The following is a 16,836-nucleotide window of genomic DNA, read 5'->3' as shown; positions in this document are numbered from 1 at the left end:
CGCGGCGTAGACACCTACTTGCCTCGTGAACGGCGTTCCAGTTCGACTGCCCGTCGCATGGTTTCCCGAGCCCGGCTTCGGTCACCGGCATAGTCGTAGGCGCGAGCAAGTCGGAAGTTCTGCTTCCAGTTGTCCGGGTCTGCTTCCCAGTCGACCTTGATCTGGGCGAACAACTCGTCGGCAGCCGCTCGCTCGATCCGGCCCGAAGGCAATTTCGGAAGCGCAGACGCATCGACAGCGAGGCCCTCGTCGTGAATCTGCTGCGCGAGGCGCTGGTGCGTGAAGCCGGCACGGAGCGTGGCGATGACGAGCCACAGCCCCAGGAACGGCAGGATCAGCACGCCGATCCCGAGACCGATCGCGGCGCCGCCACCGTCCTGGATGAGCTGGATTCCGCGCTGGCCGAGCAGCACGAAGTACACCGCGAGCGCAATGCAAATCGCGACGATCAGTGCGACGGTGCGGGTGGTCTTGTTCATAGATCGAGAAAGGAATCGATACCGACCGTCAGACCCGGACGCGAGCCGATCTGGCGGACACCGAGCAGAACGCCCGGCGCGAACGAATTCCGGTCGATCGAGTCGTGGCGAATGGTCAGCGTCTCGCCCTGAGTTCCGAGAATCACTTCCTGATGCGCGACCAGTCCGGCCATCCGCACGGAGTGAACCCGGACGCCGTCGACGTCCGCTCCGCGCGCACCCTCGAGCTCGGTCGTGGTGGCGTCAGGACTGCGTCCCACGCCTGCTTCCGCGCGAGCCTCGGCGATCATCGCGGCCGTTCGGTATGCGGTGCCCGAGGGAGCATCTGCCTTGTTGGGGTGATGGAGTTCGATGACCTCGACGGAATCGAAGAAGCGCGCCGCGGCAGCCGAGAAGCGCATCAACAACACAGCACCGATGGCGAAGTTCGGGGCGATCAGAACACCCGTTGCCGGCTGGGCGTCGAGCCAGGACTGCACAGTCGCAAGCCTGGACTCGTCGAAACCGGTGGTGCCGATCACTGCATGAATTCCGTTGGCCACGAGGAATTCCAGATTTCCCATGACGACGTCGGGGTGCGTGAAATCGACCACTACCTGAGTGCGGGTGTCGACAAACGTCTCGATGCGATCACCGGTGTCGACCTGAGCGACGAGTTCCAGATCGGGAGCAGCTTCCACTGCCTCGCAGATCGCTCGACCGACCTTGCCCTTGGCTCCCAGAACCCCGACCCTGATGGGTGCTGCACTCACGTCTTCCACGCTCCGTCCGATGCATTGTTTGAGGTGAAGCCTACGCAATCACGCAGATGCGCTCACCATCAGTCGGGCGGGAGTTATGTCACCACTGGCACACTGGACGTAGTGAGCAACCGTCCGCAAGTCCGCGAAACCGGCAACCTTCGACCACTCGAGTTGGCAACGGGTGCCGTCATGGCCGGATTCACGGTCGCGTTGTCCGTCATTGCCACGGTCATCCCCATGGCCAGCGCCCTCAACCTCGTGGCCGCCGTTCCGATGGGAATTGTTGCCCAGCGCTTCCGAGTCCGCGCCGTGACGACGGCCGGTATCTCGGCTACGGCAGTCGCCTTCGTCGCGGCGGGTTCGGGATCTGCGGCGGCGGTCGCATTGAGCGCTCTCCTCGGCGGAATCATCGGTACGGTCAAGCGGCGCGGTCTCGGCTTCGTCTCCGCATTGCTGTCGTCATTGGTCATCGGGCCCGCGCTGGCGTTGTTCTCCATAGTCCTGTTGCTTGTTCTCGCTCCGCTGCGCACCTTGTTGTTGACCTCGCTCGAGAACACCGCGTTGGGCGTGGCCGAGATCTTGAAGCGTGCCCCCACACTCGTCGGCGCAGCCGAATGGATCGAGAACAGCATCGGCTCGATCATCGACTACTGGTGGTTGTGGATCGGCGTGTCCATCATCTCCGGAATCGTCCTAAGCACCGTCGTCTCCTATTTCGTCCTCGGCGCGGTCCTCGACCGATTGGCTGCACTCCCTTCGGCCGACCCGCTCCAGACAGCACCCGACGACCGTCCGATCGATCCGTTGCCGGTCACTTTCGATCACGTGGGCTTCACCTATCCGGGTGCAACGACACCGGCCCTCGTCGACGTCAACTTCACCGTGCGACGAGGAGAGTTCGTCACCGTCGTCGGCCACAACGGCTCGGGCAAGTCCACACTCACCCGGTTGCTCGCCGGTCGCGCGCCGACTGTCGGGACGCTGACGAGACCCGGGTCCGCCGGTCTCGGCCGACACGGCGGAACCGCCGTCGTCCTCCAACGACCCGAAAGCCAGATCCTCGGAACCCGCGTCGCGGACGACGTCGTCTGGGGGCTCCCCCCCGAGTCGCATCCCGACGTCGATGCACTGCTGGCCGAGGTGGGACTCGCGGGCATGGGTATGCGTGAGACCTCCGGGCTGTCCGGTGGCGAGATGCAACGTCTGGCTGTTGCAGCCGCGCTGGCGCGGCGCCCCGCTCTGCTGATCGCGGACGAAGCCACCGCGATGGTCGATCAGGCCGGCCGGGAGGAATTGGTCTCGCTCCTCGCCGAACTTCCGCGACGCCACCCGATGGCCGTGGTACTGGTCACCCATCACCACGCCGACACCCGCAACGCAGATCGGGTGATTCAACTACAACGCGGACGGCAGATCGATCACCAACCAGGTTGGATGACGTCGACGTTCGGGGGTCCGCCGTCTGCGCCGTGGCCGGTCAGCACTCGAGCTGTCCTCCAACTCACCGATGTCACCCACACGTACAACGACCGGACTCCGTGGTCGCGGCGCGCACTGTCGGACGTCAACCTCACAATCGGCGACGGCGACGGGCTGCTGGTTCTGGGCGGCAACGGTTCCGGTAAATCGACTCTGGCCTGGATCATGGCGGGCTTGATCGCACCGAGCAAGGGAACCGCAGTCTTCGACGGCAAACCCGTCTCACGCCAACTCGGCACCGTCGGTCTCACGTTCCAGCATTCGCGACTGCAGCTGCAACGCCGAACCGTCGCCGAAGACATCGAGGCCGCCGGAGGTCCGGAGATCGGATCGGTGCAAGTCTCGTGGGCGCTCGACGCCGTCGGACTCGACCGTCACACCGCCGGCCGCAGCATCGACGAGTTGAGCGGCGGACAGATGCGACGCGTCGTCCTGGCCGGTCTCCTCGTGCGCCAACCGCGGGTACTCATCCTCGACGAACCGCTGGCCGGTCTCGATCCACCCGGTCGACACGAAATCCTGAACGTACTCAGGTGGATTCGTCGGAACGGAACCGCAGTAGTCGTCATCTCCCACGATGTCGACGGCATGGACGCCGTGTGCAGCAGAACAATTCGACTGTCGGAGGGTCGCATCCTCGACCCTGCCGCCAGCAGCGCCTTGGAAGGATCGACGACGTGACAACACTTCTGCGCGAAGTCCCGACTTCATCGCCGATCCACCGATTGTGGGCCGGAACGAAGATCGTTGCCGTCGTTCTCGTCAGCATCGTGGTCGTGACCGCTCCGTCCTGGCCGGCGATCGGCGTCGTACTCGGATTGTTGTTGCTGACCGCGGTGATCGGACGCATCCCCCCGACTGCAGTTCCGCGACCTCCGTGGTGGTTGTGGGCGCTGATCCTGCTCGGCGCGTTGATCAATCTTCCGATCGGCCTCGACGCAGTGTTCATCTACCTGCAAGCGGTGACGTTCGGTCTTGTATTGCTCTGCGTCTCACTGATGTTGGCATGGACCACGTCGATGAGCGATGTGGCGCCGGCACTGGCAACACTCGGTAGACCGCTACGATTCCTCAAGATCCCGGTCGACGAGTGGGCGATCGCGACGGCCCTCTGCATTCGTTCACTTCCGCTCTTGATCGACGAGATGCTCACCCTGGTGGCGGCGCGACGACTACGCCCGAAAGCTGTGGTCAACAGCGCTGCCGACAATTCGATAGTCGATCTGATCACCACGACCATGTCGGTGGCAATTCGGCGCTCTGCCGAGATGGGTGAAGCGATCTCCGCTCGCGGGGGCACCGGTTTGATCGCGGCGTACCCCAAGCGCCCTCAGCTCGCCGACCTGTTCGCACTGACCGTCGTCATCGCCGCGTGCGTCAGCGCGGTTGTTTTGACTCTGGTTCTGCGCTGATCGGGTCACCACTGACAGAATTTCCCTGGGCGATGATCGCAGAACCCATCCAGCGCCGTAGGTATCGCCGCAGTTCCTCGTCGCTCCGCTTCGGGTCGCCGGGCGCGAGGAAAAACGACTGCATCGTCCGCAGGACGTATTCGACCAGTTCCTGAAGTGACGTCTCGTCGTATCCGTAACTCAGCCAGTCCACGTCGAAGCGGGTGATCATCGCCATTCCGAAGGCCTGCGCCTCCTGAGAGGTCAGACCCTCGGGATGAAGACTCGAATTCGTGCTGGTGAGCAGAATGCCGAGATGGGGCGTTCGGTGGACCTGGGTCAGGGTGTAGACGACACCTTCGGTCATCGCCTCGACGGGGTCTTCGATGCCGCTCACGTGAGTGGTCAGTCGATCGAGATAGCCGTCGACCGACGCGATCGCCGCTGCCCTCATCAGTGCGTCGGCGCTGGGAAAGTATCGATACACGGTCTGCCGGATCACGCCCAGTGACTCGGCGACGTCGCCGATGCTGATTTCCGAACTCGTCCGTGCGATCAACTCGACCGCGGCCTCGACAATGCGACGAGACGCATCTTCGTCACTGTCCGGTGGATTGCCGCCCCACCCACGCCTTCGTGCCACTGCCCACTTCCTCGCTCGAACGAGGCTCGAACCATGTCTTTGCGCTCGAAGTCCAAGAGCCACAGGCTAACACAGGCAGGTTTTGCATCTGCGCCCCTCGAATTCACTCCCCTCGCTGAAAGTGAACATACAACTGCACACCAATATGTATGATTACCGCCACACGTGGCTTCGAGTGCCAGCGCGGCCACCTGACCAGCCCCTCCGAAAGACGAGGTTCGACAAGTGACCAACCTTCAACCCCGAAAAATGGACTTCGGATTCGAGGATCAGGACGTTCCCTTCCTGTGGAACCCGGAGAATCCGGCCTGGTCGAGCATGTCCAACGCGGTCTCGTTCCTGGCCATCGGTTTCGAGAAGATGATCGTGAAGATGATCATGCAGACCAAGTCGCGGATCAGCGATCCTGAGGTGGCCGAGGAAGCCGTGGCGTTCATGCGTCAGGAAGGCCATCACTCGACCGCGCACCGCCAGCATGTGAAGGCTCTGATCAGGCGCTACCCCGGACTGCAGAACACGCTCGACGCTGTGATCGGTGAATTCGATCTACTGACCGAGGCGACCTCGCTGAACTACCGGCTTGCATACACCGCAGATCTGGAGGCGACCTTCACACCGGTGTTCAAACTGATGCTCGACAACGAGGCGACCTTGTTCCGTCCGGGAGACGACCGCGTCGCGTCGCTGTTCATCTGGCACTTCGTCGAGGAGGTCGAGCATCGCAGCTCGGCTCTGATCATCTTCAATTCCGTTGTCGGAAGCGAGCTTTACCGGATGCGGATGGCACCGTCGATCTTCGCGCACGTGATGAAGGTGATTCGTATCGCCTGCGCAGGCTTCAACCAGCACGTTCCGCTCTCCGAGCGGCAAGTCGACTCACTGTCGATGTTCGCCACCCACCGCACCAAGCAGAAGATTCTGACGTCGTTCGCTCCGTATCTGACCAAGGGCACGATGCCTCGCGCCTTCGATCACCTTCGACTCGGAGAACAACTCGTTGCACTCGGCGGTGTCTTCCGCAGCCAGATGCCCAATCACAACCCGGACCACGAGAAACTCCCCGCACTCGCCGACCAGTGGTTCAAGCGTTACGACGACGGCTACGACTGCACACGCTGGTACACCGCCGAATCTCAGGCAAAAGCCGAGTCGATCACGTCAGGGGCCAACTGATGGCAGAACACTGCTCCCCCACGTTTTCCCAGCTCGCAACAGAACTCGGTTTCTCCTGTCAGGAAGCAGGTGGACTCGTCGAGTTCCGTAACCCGGCGGCGCTGGAGAACTGGACCCTGCCCGTCCTCGAATGGACCATCATCGTCGGCTCGGTGCTCGCACTGGTCCTGGCGATCGTGCGGTTGCGCCGCAACGGTGACCCCACCAATCTGGTTCTCTGGTTCGGCGCCACCGCCTACCTGTTCATCATCGAGCCTCCGCTGTACTTCCCGGCGGCGTTCGGCATCGAAGAACAAGTGGACACGATGTTCGCGCACAACGTGTTCACCGTCGACTTCATGTGGGGTCGACTGCCGCTGTACATCGTTGCCATCTATCCACTGATGGCGACGTTGGCCTTCGAAATAGTCAGAATGCTCGGCGTTTTCCGCAAATACGGTCCACTACTGGGCGCTGTCTGCGTCGGCTTCGTCCACCATGCGTTCTACGAAATCTTCGACCACCTGGGGCCCCAGTTGCGGTGGTGGGAGTGGTCGACGTCGAACCCGATCAACCAACCCATGTTCGACGCGGTTCCACTTCCCAGCGTGGTCGTCTTCGCCGCGCTGTGGCCGATGTCGTTGGCATTCTGCGTCCAGTACTTCGTCGGACGGCACGTCGATGCCGGCAAGCACTTCTCCGGACTTCAATTGGTATGGCGCACCATCGTGATCGGCCTGCTGGCCTCGCTGGGTACGTTCATTCTCCCGCTCCCGGCGACGGTCTTCGGTATGGGAAGCGACACTGTCCGCGGGTTCCTCTACGCCGCTGAACTTGCAGTCCTCACAGTGGTCGCGATCGTGGTTCTCGTCCGCCAATGGACGCACCTGCGCTCGGCAGAATCGAACACTCCTGCACACACCAACAGGTTCGTGCAGATCTACAGCGTGGTGTACCTGGTTGTCATGGCCGTCCTGTGGGCGAGTGCGCTTCCCGACTTCTTCGACGCGGTCGACGGTTCCACCAGCGCTGGAGATCCCATCGGGAACCTCTGGTACACAGTGGCGTGCTTCGTCATCGCAATCCTGTGCGTGAGCGCAACTTTCACCATTCCGAAGCGGAACTCCGGGACGGCCGACGCCGAGCTCCTCGGGGCAAACTCAGCGACTCCGGCTACCTAGGCGACCGGGACGAGACCGCTCGGGTCTCGTCCCGGTTTCTCGGTTTCACGGGACGCGGTGAGTCCACTCTTCGGTTCTGAACTTCGTGTCCACCAGCTTGCGCGCCTGCTCCAACTCCGAGTCCGTGTAATCGCTGTCGTGGGTGTCGTATTGACCTCGGAAGTGCTGCGCAAACGACTCCAGGATTGCTACACGCGTCATTCCGGTCTGCGAACGCAGCGGATCGACGCGCTTGGCCGCACTCTTGGTTCCCTTGTCCGACATCTTCTCTCGTCCGATTCGCAACACCTGCGTCATCTTCTCAGCGTCGATGTCGTAGGCCATGGTCACGTGATGGAGCACAGTGCCGGACGCGAATCGCTTCTGAGCGGCGCCGGCGATCTTGCCCTTGTCCGAGGCGATGTCGTTGAGCGGCACATACCGAGCGTTGATACCGACCTCGGCAAGCGCTCCCATGACCCACTGATCGAGAAACGCGTAGGACTGCTCGAAACTCAAACCCTCGACCAATGACGCCGGTACTGCCAACGAGTACGTGATGCAGTTGCCCGGTTCCATGAACATCGCGCCGCCACCGGAGATTCGGCGCACCACCCCGATGCCGTACCGCGCAGCCGCCTCGGAGTCGACCTCGTTACGCACGGACTGGAACGATCCGATCACGACCAAGGGCGAGTCCCAGTCCCAGAAACGCAATGTCGGCGGACGCTCACCCGATGCGACCTCACGCGCGATGACCTCGTCCAGCGCGACGTGCATCGCGGGATCGAGAACCACCGGCGGGATGAGGTCGAAGGTGTGATCCGCCCAGCTCGTGGCGTGGCCGAGTGCGCGCCGGATCGCGATGCCGACCGACTGCGGCGTGAAGCCGATCATCGAGACGGACTCGTCGAGCGCAGTGGAGATGGCATGCGCCAACTGTTCTGCATCCGAGTCGGCGGGCATTCCGCGCAACGCCGCGTTGATGTCGTCGAGCGCGCTGTCGGGCTCGAGGAAGAAGTCCCCCGAGACTGCGACTTCGGACAGCCGACCGTCCGCCACCTCGACGTCGACCGCGACCAGTTTTCCACCAGGAACCTTGTACTCTCCACGCATCCGTCCAGCCTATCCCTGCGGGATTCTCTGCGGTGAGCGCCGTCGAAGATCACACCGCGCGCGCAGTGCGCATCTGTTCGGAAGGCAGGGCGACCAAGTAACCACACCTGTAAGTCGCTGCGGGGCTGCATAATCGCGCGGACGGGACCGCACGTGTCGACCCCTGGCAATTTGGCCGAGCAACGGCCCTGCTTCTGCCGACAGGCGAGATGATCTCTGTGGTGGGAGGATTGCCGCAACGAGCCAACTCCCTGGCGAGCCACAACGGAGGTAGACATGAAGGTCCCGGCGTTCCACTCGACGGTTCCTTCGGATCTCGACGTCTATCACGACAACGAAAGCTGCATTTTGGCCGCGCGCATCGCAGTGTCCCATCGTGCCCCCGGAGTCGACGGCCGACCGTGGTGCACTGCGTGTGCGTCTTTGGACTGACGAGCGACCACCAGCTCACTCACACCCACGTCGCCGATTCGGGGACAACCCCGTTGGCCCGAGCATTCGCATCGATGACAGCGCGGAGCCACACTGTCAGACCGGTCTCGACCTGCTCGTAGAACGCGGTGAATCCCGGATCGGCCACGTACATCCGTCCCAGACACACCTGCATCGAATGTGTGCAGTCGAAGTAAACCCCGATCGACGCTCGGTGCCGTTCTGCCAGCGAATTCGCCTCGGCGCTTCCCGGTTCGACTCCGGACCGGCACGTCAGCGCCAGGTCTTCGTTGAGCGTCTCGACGCAGTCGGCAATCTTCTGCCAATCCTCAGCGGTCCTACCTGCCGACCGTTCCGCCTGCTGCGCCCACTGCGCGCTGTCACCCCAACGCTCGTGCGCCTCCGGCCCCCATGACGGCTGCCAGTGTCGGCCGAAGATCGACACCTGCTCGTGTGCCGGCAACAGCACACCCGACTTCCTGGCATCGATGATGCGATCCAAGGACTCGCCCAGTTCTTCCAAGTCGGCTATCCGTTGCCGCAACTCGGCGCGCTGCCCACGCAGCGTCTCGTCCACGTGGGCTGCGGGCGCATCGAGCAGTATCCTGATCTCGTCGAGCGACAAACCCACGTCACGGTAGACAAGCACCCGGCCGATGCGGCCGAGGTCCGCGTCGGTGTACTGCCGGTAGCCCCCGTCACTGCGCCCGGACGGACGCACCAAACCGATTGCGTCCCAATGATGGAGGGTACGTACGGTTATGCCCAGTCGTGATGCGGCAGCACCGACAGTGAGAGCACTGTCTGCCTCGTCTCCGAAGAGTTGGTCCGTCACGTGATCCAGTCTGACAGACGCGGTTCGGGAGGCCACAGCGTCAGACCTCGGTTCAGTCGACGGGTCCGTCAATTCCCATGCCTCGCAGATGCTCGGCCTCGGCACTGTTCGGGTCGTACGGACGAGCGGCCGTCATGATCACACGCGCGTTCTCCGGTGTCACAATCTCCAACTCCAGTGAATTCCACGGCTTGAGATGTGGACCGCTGGTGCATCCGGGCCGCAATTCCTCACACGCCTGTGCTATCTGGTCCATCTGACTCAGCACACACGCAAAGCTCACACTGACGGACGGTGGTGAATCTGCACATTCGCCGGGCACGAGCAGAACGTCTTGAAATGCCCAGCGTCGCAGGTGCGTCAGTCGATCCGGTACCGAAAAGAGGTCGAAGAAACCGAGCCCACGGATCCAGAAGTCGGCCGATTCGGCCAGATCCGATGTCGGAACCGACACGAACATCGGCATTCCGTAGAGACCTCGGAACTGTTCCGGAGGCACGGCGTCTGTAGCGGGGGCAGGGACGGGGCTGATGTCGAATGCTGGGTAAGTATCGGTCATGAAATCATCGTGAGCCCTCACGCTACGTCAGGGTCAAGTCGTGTGAAATCCGATCGAACCAGATTGCGCGATCACACCGTGCGTGCGAATGCGCCGTCGTCTGCGAATACCCGTTGGGCAAAGCGTTCGCCGATGAGACGGTGCGTCGCAGCGTCCGGATGGAGCTGATCGGGAAGCGGCAACTCTTCGTTCTCGGCCGCACCATAGAGATCGCACCCGTCGACGTAATGCAGATTGGGATCATCCGCCGATCGCTGGGTTACGATGCGCGCCAACTCTTCCCGAATAGAGCGCAGCGTCAGCTTTCCGGCTGCGCGCTCGGCGGGATCGCCGGTAGCAACGAATCGCATTTCGCCTCTGGCAAGCGCGTCGAAATCGAATGCACCAGGTCCAGGCGTGTCTTCGTGAATCGGGCAATAGACAGGCGAGACGACCAGCAGTGGAGCCACTGGATGACCGTCGCGGACCGTGTCGAGGAAGCCGTGCATTGCCGACGTGAAGGCCCGCAGGCGCATCACGTCGGAGTTGACCAGATTGATGCCCATCTTGATGCTGATGAGGTCGGCAGGAGTGTCTCGCATAGCGCGGGCGACGTACTGGTCCAGCAGAGCGCTGCCGCTGAACCCGAGGTTGATCAGATCCACGCCGCCGAGGGAGGCTGCGAGAGCAGGCCAAGTGCGGGAGGGACTTTCAGCGCCGGAGCCTTGACTGATCGAGCTTCCGTGATGGAGCCACACATCACGCTTCGTGCCGACTGCGAGTTCGAGCGGGGCGTCGGTTCGCAATGCGACAAGTTCGGTGGTTTCGTTGTGCGGCAACCAGATCTCGACGGTCTTGGATCGCGCAGGCAAGTCCGCGAAGCGGATGGTGCTGACGGGTCCGGATTGTCTCTGAGCGGTACCGGTCGCCATGTCGATCGTCACCGTGTTGCCACCCTCAGCGATTGCGTGCCCGGTTGGTTCGCCGTCGACGATCAGGTCGTACACCCCTTGCGGCCTCGGCGGAGCACCGATGTAGATCATTTTCGTGGGCAGAGTGTCGAGTTCGATGGCCGTAGCGCTGGTTCGGAACACCAGCCGCACTCCGGACGGTTGTGATTGCGCCATTGCCATCTGCCCGTCAGCGAATTGCGTGCGAGCTCTGGCAGGCAGACGGTGTGTCAGCACACCGCGTTCGGTCCGCTCGAGCTCGAGGGCTCCGCGCACGATGTCCTCGGAAATTGCGGTAGTAATCCAGCTGCTCTGGCTGTTCATCTCATCCACCTGTAGATAAGTTGCGAAGGTTTTAACTACAGCACACAGTAATTTGCCTATACTATTTAGGCAAGCCGTTTCACTTCTCGACGAACAGGACCAACGGACATGCCTCGCGCAGGACTGACACCCGAACGCCTCGCCGTGGCGGGCGCCGAATTGGCCGACGAGGTGGGCTTCGAGCAGGTGACCGTATCGGCGGTCGCCAGAGCGTTCGACGTCAAGGTCGCAAGCCTGTACTCGCACGTGAAAAGTTCGAACGACCTCAAAACCAGAATCGCGCTGCTTGCCTTGGAAGAGATGGCCGACCAGGCTGCCGACGCCGTGGCCGGTCGGTCCGGTCGCGACGCCTTGACCGCCTTCGCGAACGTGTACCGCAACTACGCGAGGTCACACCCTGGTCGGTACGCCGCGTCACAGATGCGCCTCACCCCGGAGGCCGCAGCTGCGAGCGCGGGCTTCAGACACTCGCAGATGATGCGATCGATTCTGCGCGGGTACAACCTCACCGATCTCGATCAGACCCACGCAGTTCGGTTGCTCGGCAGCGTTTTTCATGGGTACGCCAGCCTCGAGTTGGGTGGATCGTTCAGCCACAGTGCACCGGACAGCGCCGAAAGCTGGGCAAGAATCCTCGAGGCACTCGATTCGATGCTGACCAATTGGCCAGCGTCGAGTCCATGACCAGGCATGCTTTTTGCGAGCAAAGTTCTTGCGCCACTTGGTGATCGCACACGGCCAAGAAACCTCGGGCCCACCCCAGGAGCGGCGCCACACAATCGCGCGCCCCGCAACCCTTGCTCGCACTGGGACAGCAGAGGGTCCGAGTAGGCAAGAAGCCGGACGTGGAGCTCCGCTTAGAGGAGAAGCTTGGCGCGCAGAGAGTCGACAGTGCCCTGGTCGACGCCGAGGCCCTCCCGTACGTAAGTATCCATACCGCCGTAGAGCCGGTCCACCTGTGCATACGCCGCATCGAGCCACGACAGGTCCACCGCGTCGTCCCGGCCCAGGTACGTGTTCGACGCCATGAAATCGGCACTGATGACCTCACGCGGGACACCGAGGATGGTCAGCAGGATCGCGGTACCCCAACCGGTGCGGTCCTTCCCTGCACTGCAGTGGTAGACGGTTGCGCCGTCGGAGTTGTTCGCGATCGCAGTCAGCAGGTCACGGAAGGCGACATCGGAACCACGGTAGTTGACCATGAACGGGTAGCCGATGCTCTGGCCGATGTTCGAGGTTCCCTTGACTGCGCCGTCGATCAACGCGCGACCGAGGGTCAGGGGAACGAACTCGTGGAACGCGATGCCGTGTTCGATACTGACGACGTCGGCGACCTGGTAGGTGACCCCGGCGGGGATCCGATCGGGATCCTCCGCACGTTCGGAGGCGTTGCGCAGGTCGACGTCGAGGGTCAGGTTCGCGGCGGTGAGTTTTGCCAGATCAGTCTCATTGAGCGAGCTGAGCTTGTTGGAACGGAACACCAGGCCTGTCCGGACGGTCCTGCCATCGGTAGTCCGATACCCGCCGATGTCGCGGAAGTTCCGCGCCTCGTCGAGCCTGATCTCGGCCGCGGACGGCGGTGGGATCTCCGGCAGCGGCGGTTGCTCCCCGGACGATCCGAACTGACTCGAACCCAATTGCAGGTCGCCGCTCGAGGCGGAGGCGAGTGTGGGGCCTGTCAGGGCCGCACCCATGGCGACCAGCGCAGCGAGGGCGATTCCGAAAGGGCGCGCCCCTCGGCGGCGCGTGTAGACAGTTGTCACCTTCATCCTCTCATTCGCTGTGCGGGATACCCCGCGCCCCGCAAACTCCCGTGCGAGATTACAAGGGTGGCGCGCTCCTCGTCCCGACTTTGCTCCAGAAACCGGACATGTGTTCAGGTGCCCGGCCAGCCGCCATCCTGCAGGAAGAAACTCTTGCCCGTCACTGCGTCGCCATCGACCACGCCGGGCCCGTTCGAACGACAGACCGCGGCCGCGGCGGCAGCCGTAACTGCACAGCGCCGAACAACTTCACTGTCGACCAACTGCACGAATTTCCACCTCGAGCTGGTATCCGTTGGGACGAAATCAATCTCATGCGCTACCGGCCGTCGACCATGACCAGTGCAGGCTGAGGAATGTCGGACGAAGCGTCTGCGAGAGCAGCAAGAGTGCCGTCGAGCGCGACAAGGTCCGCACGACGACCCGGCGCCAAGATCCCCACCCGTCCTTCGTCATGGACCAAGTACGCACTGTCCACAGTCATGGCCTGCACTGCACGCTGCACTCCGATCCGTTGGTGGGCGCCAAGCACGGCACCGCCCATGGTCAGCCGATTCACAGCAGTCCTAATCGTCTGGAGGGGATCCATCGGCGTTATCGGGCAATCCGAGTGCAGCCCGAATTTCAAGCCGATGTCATCGGCGCACGCCAGCGGGTCCAGGTTGCCGGCTCTCTCAGGACCGAGGAAACGGTCACGGTGACGATCGCCCCAATGAAAAACATGGTTGACGAAAAAGCTCACCCCGATCTCGGCATCACGTATCGCCTCGAGATCCGCAGGCCTACTCACCTGGCAGTGCTCGATACGGTGCCGCGCTCGACGTCCGTCACTGCGGTGCGCACTGCGCAGCGCCGCGATGGCGGCGGCTACAGCCGCATCGCCGTTGGCGTGCACCGCGACCTGACCTCCCTCGCGGTGAACCTGGAGAACCATCTCGTCGAGTTGCTCCTGCGGATAGAGCAGATCACCGTGATGGTTCGGGCTGCAGGTATACGGAGTTCGCAAGGCTGCAGACAATCCTTGAATGGACCCATCCGCCCAGAATTTGGCGCCGGCCAGGCGGAAGCGTGACCCTGGGGCCGGTGCAGCCGTGAAAGCGATGTTCCTTTCCTCCAGTTCTGCGATCGCGAGATCACCCCGAAGGAAGCCAACCGTGTGCACGGGCATCTCGCCCATGGTGTCCAGGGCACGATAGGCGGCCAACTCCTGCATGCCCGCCGACAGGCCGACCCCTAGATCGTGGACGGTCGTGATTCCTCGCGAACGCGCCAGTGTCAAGCTACGCAGCAACGCGGTCTGCACCTCTGCCTGTGTCAGGTCTGGTATCGCGCCACTCAACCGTGCCACGGCGTCGATTTCCCAGGCCATCCCTGTGAGCCTCCCGTCCGCCCCACGCGGAAACTGCGAGTCCCCGGGATCCACCGTCGATTCGTCGATGCCTGCAGTTGCAAGCGCAACAGTGTTTGCCACCGCAAAGTGCCCCGAGATGTGCAGAACGATGATCGGGCGGTCGGTGCAGACTGCGTCGAGGTCATCGCGTGTGAGATGGCGACCTTCTCGAAGTTGTGTGTCGTCGTACCCCCATCCACGTATCCAGCCGTGAGTGGGAGTGGAGTTCCGCAGAGCCCCTTGGATATCCGTGATCGAGGCGCACGGTGGCGTCCGGCAATCAGCCCATCCGTCAGTCAAGCCGGAGTAGGTCGGGTGAATGTGCGACTCGATCAGCCCCGGGATCACAGTAGCGCCGGCGAGATCGAGCCGACGAGTTTCCGGTCCGGCGTACTCCCCCATGTCCTTTCGACTTCCGGTGGCGACAACCACGCCTCCATCGAGGACGAGCGCCTCAACCTGGGGTGACGCTGCGTCTTGGGTGAGGATTGCATCTGCGGTGAGTAGTGTCCGAGTCATCGGATATCCGCCTTCGCGGTCGGGACTGCGGGGCAAGGCACTGGTGCCGATCGATTTTCTGCACGGAGGCCCGAAACCGCTTCGACAGGAGGCCACATCACCCGGGTGGCGGACACGAACAACACGTTCAGAACAAGGGCTGCGGCACCGATGTTTATGCCTTTGTCCGCCAACCACATCGATACCGTGCCGTGTGTGTCGAGGTACAGCCAGAGCACCAGCACGTCGCCGAGCACCACGCCCATCGCGAGCGCTGCCGGTCGCAGCTTCCATCCGAAGATCATCGTCGCGAACACCACCACGGCCTGGGTCACCCCGTAATACGCGGTATTCACCAGCGTCAGCAGCAATTGGGGTGCGGCGAGGGTGAGGATCAGCGACAGGCCGAGGTAGGCGACGATGACCCCGCGCACCCACACTCTCTGACGTGATTCGGGTATTCCAGGAACGATGTTTCGCGAGACGATCGAGCCGATTCCCAGCGCCGAGCCACACAGAACAACGATCGCGCACAGTGCCGCACCACCCGCCACCACTCCGGTCAGCCAGTCCGGGAGCACGAGACGGGACAGTTGCAGGAGCACCTCATTGGACTCTGCGCCCTCGAGCTTGTTGGGCAGCAATGAAATTGCGCCGAAGGCAGCAGCGACGAGGAAGGGATACATGAGCATGTACAGCGGGTTGAATCGGGCGACTCGCTTGAGGGTTGCCTCGGACTTCGCCGATAGCACCGCTTGCACGATGAAGGGGAAAACGAAAAAACCGAGTGACTGGAACACAATTGTGGTGAGAACGAAGGTCAGCGACGAACCGGTGACGGTGGATTGCGAGGCCTGCCCGGCCCCATGGGATGCCGCATCGGCAAAGAGCTTCGTGATACCGCCCGATTTGGCCGTGGCGGCCAGTCCGATCAGGATCGCTCCCAACAGCAGAGCTGCGTCCTTGACGTAAGACACGAACGCCGGTGCACGCACACCCGAAAGCAGGAGGAAGAGCAGAGCAAGCGCAGCGCCGACGAAAACTGCCACCGTCGGGTTGATGGTGATGCCAAGTCCGCTCAGCGCGACCTGGAGGCCGGCAAGCTGCAACTGCCCCCAAGGAATGAGGAAGACTACCGAGGCAATCGCGATTGTCAGTTCCAACCCGCGCGACCGAAAGTGCCGCCCGGCCACATCGGGCAGCGTCATCGCGTTGTACCGCTTGCCTGCCCGCCAGAGGTAGGGCGCAAAGAAGTATCCGATCGGATAGGCAAGCAAGATGTATCCGATGAACCAGACGCCGTAGCTTGCCCCGTGGGCGTACACACCGCCGGGGAATCCAATGAGCGTACCGATGCTGTAGGCCTCACCTGCTCCCAGGATGAAAACCAGCACGGGACCGAAAGATCGCCCGCCCACGAGGTAGTCGGAGATCTCTTTTTTGCTTCCACGGCGTGAAAGCACTCCGGCGCCGAGCGCGAGGAGTAGCACGAGCGTAAATGTTGCAGCGATCATGTCGGATCCCCGATCTCGGTCTTGGCCTGAGCCAGTTCGTTTCGTTCCGATTCCTCGAAGTCCCTGCGGTCAAAGAACTTCCATGCCAAGTGGAGACACAACGAGGTCAGCGGCATCCACAGGAAAAGCCACGCGAACAAAATGGGAAATCCGAGAACAGTCAGTTCGGATCCGGAGAGCGCAACTATCCCGCCCAGCACCCCACGAACGGAACTCCGATTGCGAGCAAGGCACTCTTCGCCTCGTTGGACATGATTGTGGCTCCTTAGCCGTTGATCGATCCGGAGCAGATGAGGCGAGGGGCGTTTTGCCGTCGAATCGTCGTCCGGTCTAGCGTTGAGTGTGCCTCCCGTCACTATGGCGGGACCATGGGTGAACCCCGGAATCCACGACGCTCGTTCGTGAAATTCACGGGACGCAAGACCA

The 16,836-nt window shown here is 62.4% G+C and carries 17 protein-coding genes and 1 pseudogene; 6 read left to right on the top strand and 12 right to left on the bottom strand.

The window, feature by feature from the left end:
- Positions 1 to 14: 14 nt before the first annotated feature.
- Positions 15 to 479, bottom strand: coding sequence for a hypothetical protein (locus EHW12_RS13195; protein WP_003942246.1), 465 nt, complete (start codon positions 477 to 479; stop codon positions 15 to 17).
- Positions 476 to 1,240, bottom strand: coding sequence for a 4-hydroxy-tetrahydrodipicolinate reductase (gene dapB, locus EHW12_RS13190; RefSeq protein ID WP_003942179.1), 765 nt, complete (start codon positions 1,238 to 1,240; stop codon positions 476 to 478). Before dapB ends, EHW12_RS13195 begins: the two co-directional genes overlap by 4 nt.
- A 102-nt stretch (positions 1,241 to 1,342) precedes the next feature.
- Here dapB and EHW12_RS13185 point away from each other — a divergent pair, with 102 nt between their 5' ends.
- Entirely contained in the window at positions 1,343 to 3,382 is a 2,040-nt protein-coding gene (locus EHW12_RS13185; RefSeq protein ID WP_003942253.1) for an ATP-binding cassette domain-containing protein, read from the top strand.
- Positions 3,379 to 4,113, top strand: coding sequence for an energy-coupling factor transporter transmembrane protein EcfT (locus EHW12_RS13180; RefSeq protein ID WP_003942210.1), 735 nt, complete (start codon positions 3,379 to 3,381; stop codon positions 4,111 to 4,113). The genes EHW12_RS13185 and EHW12_RS13180 overlap by 4 nt, the downstream gene beginning before the upstream one ends.
- Here the strand turns inward: EHW12_RS13180 and EHW12_RS13175 are convergent.
- Entirely contained in the window at positions 4,079 to 4,735 is a 657-nt protein-coding gene (locus EHW12_RS13175; RefSeq protein WP_125050960.1) for a TetR/AcrR family transcriptional regulator, read from the bottom strand. The two genes, EHW12_RS13180 and EHW12_RS13175, sit on opposite strands and share 35 nt — an antisense overlap.
- Before the next feature lie 225 nt (positions 4,736 to 4,960).
- On the opposite strand from EHW12_RS13175, the gene EHW12_RS13170 reads away from it, so the two are divergent.
- Entirely contained in the window at positions 4,961 to 5,908 is a 948-nt protein-coding gene (locus tag EHW12_RS13170) for a metal-dependent hydrolase (protein ID WP_125050958.1), read from the top strand.
- On the top strand, positions 5,908 to 7,068 hold the full coding sequence (locus tag EHW12_RS13165; RefSeq protein ID WP_030535582.1) for a hypothetical protein: 1,161 nt from the start codon (positions 5,908 to 5,910) through the stop codon (positions 7,066 to 7,068). Before EHW12_RS13170 ends, EHW12_RS13165 begins: the two co-directional genes overlap by 1 nt.
- 45 nt (positions 7,069 to 7,113) lie before the next feature.
- Here the strand turns inward: EHW12_RS13165 and EHW12_RS13160 are convergent, their stop codons facing one another.
- The gene (locus EHW12_RS13160; protein WP_125050956.1) at positions 7,114 to 8,163 is read right to left on the bottom strand and encodes a biotin/lipoate A/B protein ligase family protein; all 1,050 of its coding nucleotides are present in this window, start codon (positions 8,161 to 8,163) and stop codon (positions 7,114 to 7,116) included.
- A 276-nt stretch (positions 8,164 to 8,439) separates the two neighbouring features.
- On the opposite strand from EHW12_RS13160, the gene EHW12_RS34615 reads away from it, so the two are divergent.
- On the top strand, positions 8,440 to 8,595 hold the full coding sequence (locus tag EHW12_RS34615) for a hypothetical protein (protein WP_003942131.1): 156 nt from the start codon (positions 8,440 to 8,442) through the stop codon (positions 8,593 to 8,595).
- 19 nt (positions 8,596 to 8,614) lie between these two features.
- Here the strand turns inward: EHW12_RS34615 and EHW12_RS13155 are convergent, their stop codons facing one another.
- The 3 genes from EHW12_RS13155 to EHW12_RS13145 form a co-directional block, all read right to left on the bottom strand.
- Positions 8,615 to 9,430, bottom strand: coding sequence for a MerR family transcriptional regulator (locus EHW12_RS13155; protein WP_164490577.1), 816 nt, complete (start codon positions 9,428 to 9,430; stop codon positions 8,615 to 8,617).
- A 52-nt stretch (positions 9,431 to 9,482) separates the two neighbouring features.
- Positions 9,483 to 9,989 carry a VOC family protein gene (locus EHW12_RS13150; protein WP_125050952.1) on the bottom strand — a complete coding sequence of 169 codons (507 nt, stop codon included), beginning with the start codon at positions 9,987 to 9,989 and terminating at the stop codon, positions 9,483 to 9,485.
- A gap of 71 nt (positions 9,990 to 10,060) precedes the next feature.
- Positions 10,061 to 11,242, bottom strand: coding sequence for a GDSL-type esterase/lipase family protein (locus EHW12_RS13145; RefSeq protein WP_125050950.1), 1,182 nt, complete (start codon positions 11,240 to 11,242; stop codon positions 10,061 to 10,063).
- A 108-nt stretch (positions 11,243 to 11,350) separates the two neighbouring features.
- Between EHW12_RS13145 and EHW12_RS13140 the strand changes: the two genes are divergently transcribed.
- A complete protein-coding gene (locus EHW12_RS13140; RefSeq protein ID WP_030535586.1) occupies positions 11,351 to 11,926 on the top strand; it encodes a TetR/AcrR family transcriptional regulator in 576 nt (191 codons plus the stop codon).
- 173 nt (positions 11,927 to 12,099) lie between these two features.
- On the opposite strand, the gene EHW12_RS13135 is transcribed toward EHW12_RS13140, so the two are convergent.
- The 5 genes and pseudogenes from EHW12_RS13135 to EHW12_RS13120 all read right to left on the bottom strand — a co-directional run bounded on the left by EHW12_RS13135 (position 12,100) and on the right by EHW12_RS13120 (position 16,663).
- Entirely contained in the window at positions 12,100 to 13,014 is a 915-nt protein-coding gene (locus tag EHW12_RS13135; RefSeq protein ID WP_116056822.1) for a tyrosine-protein phosphatase, read from the bottom strand.
- A 107-nt stretch (positions 13,015 to 13,121) separates the two neighbouring features.
- Positions 13,122 to 13,277: a hypothetical protein gene (locus tag EHW12_RS34610; protein WP_164490576.1), complete on the bottom strand. Its 156-nt coding sequence runs from the start codon at positions 13,275 to 13,277 to the stop codon at positions 13,122 to 13,124.
- Between the two features lie 50 nt (positions 13,278 to 13,327).
- The gene (locus EHW12_RS13130; RefSeq protein ID WP_125050948.1) at positions 13,328 to 14,917 is read right to left on the bottom strand and encodes an amidohydrolase; all 1,590 of its coding nucleotides are present in this window, start codon (positions 14,915 to 14,917) and stop codon (positions 13,328 to 13,330) included.
- A complete protein-coding gene (locus tag EHW12_RS13125; RefSeq protein ID WP_019748102.1) occupies positions 14,914 to 16,410 on the bottom strand; it encodes a sodium:solute symporter in 1,497 nt (498 codons plus the stop codon). The genes EHW12_RS13130 and EHW12_RS13125 overlap by 4 nt, the downstream gene beginning before the upstream one ends.
- Positions 16,407 to 16,663 (bottom strand): annotated as a pseudogene (locus EHW12_RS13120) (DUF3311 domain-containing protein). Before EHW12_RS13120 ends, EHW12_RS13125 begins: the two are co-directional and overlap by 4 nt.
- Positions 16,664 to 16,836 lie beyond the last annotated feature (173 nt).

The organism is Rhodococcus sp. NJ-530, from assembly GCF_003860625.1.
Taxonomy (GTDB): Bacteria; Actinomycetota; Actinomycetes; order Mycobacteriales; family Mycobacteriaceae; genus Rhodococcus_F; species Rhodococcus_F qingshengii.
This window is presented reverse-complemented; position numbering and strand designations above follow the sequence as displayed.

Excerpts from the sequence above, each read along its gene's own strand:
- EHW12_RS13150 (WP_125050952.1), bottom strand. The coding sequence starts at position 9,989 with ATGACCGATACTTACCCAGCATTCGACATCAGCCCCGTCCCTGCCCCC.
- EHW12_RS13195 (WP_003942246.1), bottom strand. The coding sequence starts at position 479 with ATGAACAAGACCACCCGCACCGTCGCACTGATCGTCGCGATTTGCATT.
- EHW12_RS13145 (WP_125050950.1), bottom strand. The coding sequence starts at position 11,242 with ATGAACAGCCAGAGCAGCTGGATTACTACCGCAATTTCCGAGGACATC.
- EHW12_RS13165 (WP_030535582.1), top strand. The coding sequence starts at position 5,908 with ATGGCAGAACACTGCTCCCCCACGTTTTCCCAGCTCGCAACAGAACTC.
- EHW12_RS13160 (WP_125050956.1), bottom strand. The coding sequence starts at position 8,163 with ATGCGTGGAGAGTACAAGGTTCCTGGTGGAAAACTGGTCGCGGTCGAC.
- EHW12_RS13140 (WP_030535586.1), top strand. The coding sequence starts at position 11,351 with ATGCCTCGCGCAGGACTGACACCCGAACGCCTCGCCGTGGCGGGCGCC.
- EHW12_RS13130 (WP_125050948.1), bottom strand. The coding sequence starts at position 14,917 with ATGACTCGGACACTACTCACCGCAGATGCAATCCTCACCCAAGACGCA.
- EHW12_RS34615 (WP_003942131.1), top strand. The coding sequence starts at position 8,440 with ATGAAGGTCCCGGCGTTCCACTCGACGGTTCCTTCGGATCTCGACGTC.
- EHW12_RS13125 (WP_019748102.1), bottom strand. The coding sequence starts at position 16,410 with ATGATCGCTGCAACATTTACGCTCGTGCTACTCCTCGCGCTCGGCGCC.
- EHW12_RS13135 (WP_116056822.1), bottom strand. The coding sequence starts at position 13,014 with ATGAAGGTGACAACTGTCTACACGCGCCGCCGAGGGGCGCGCCCTTTC.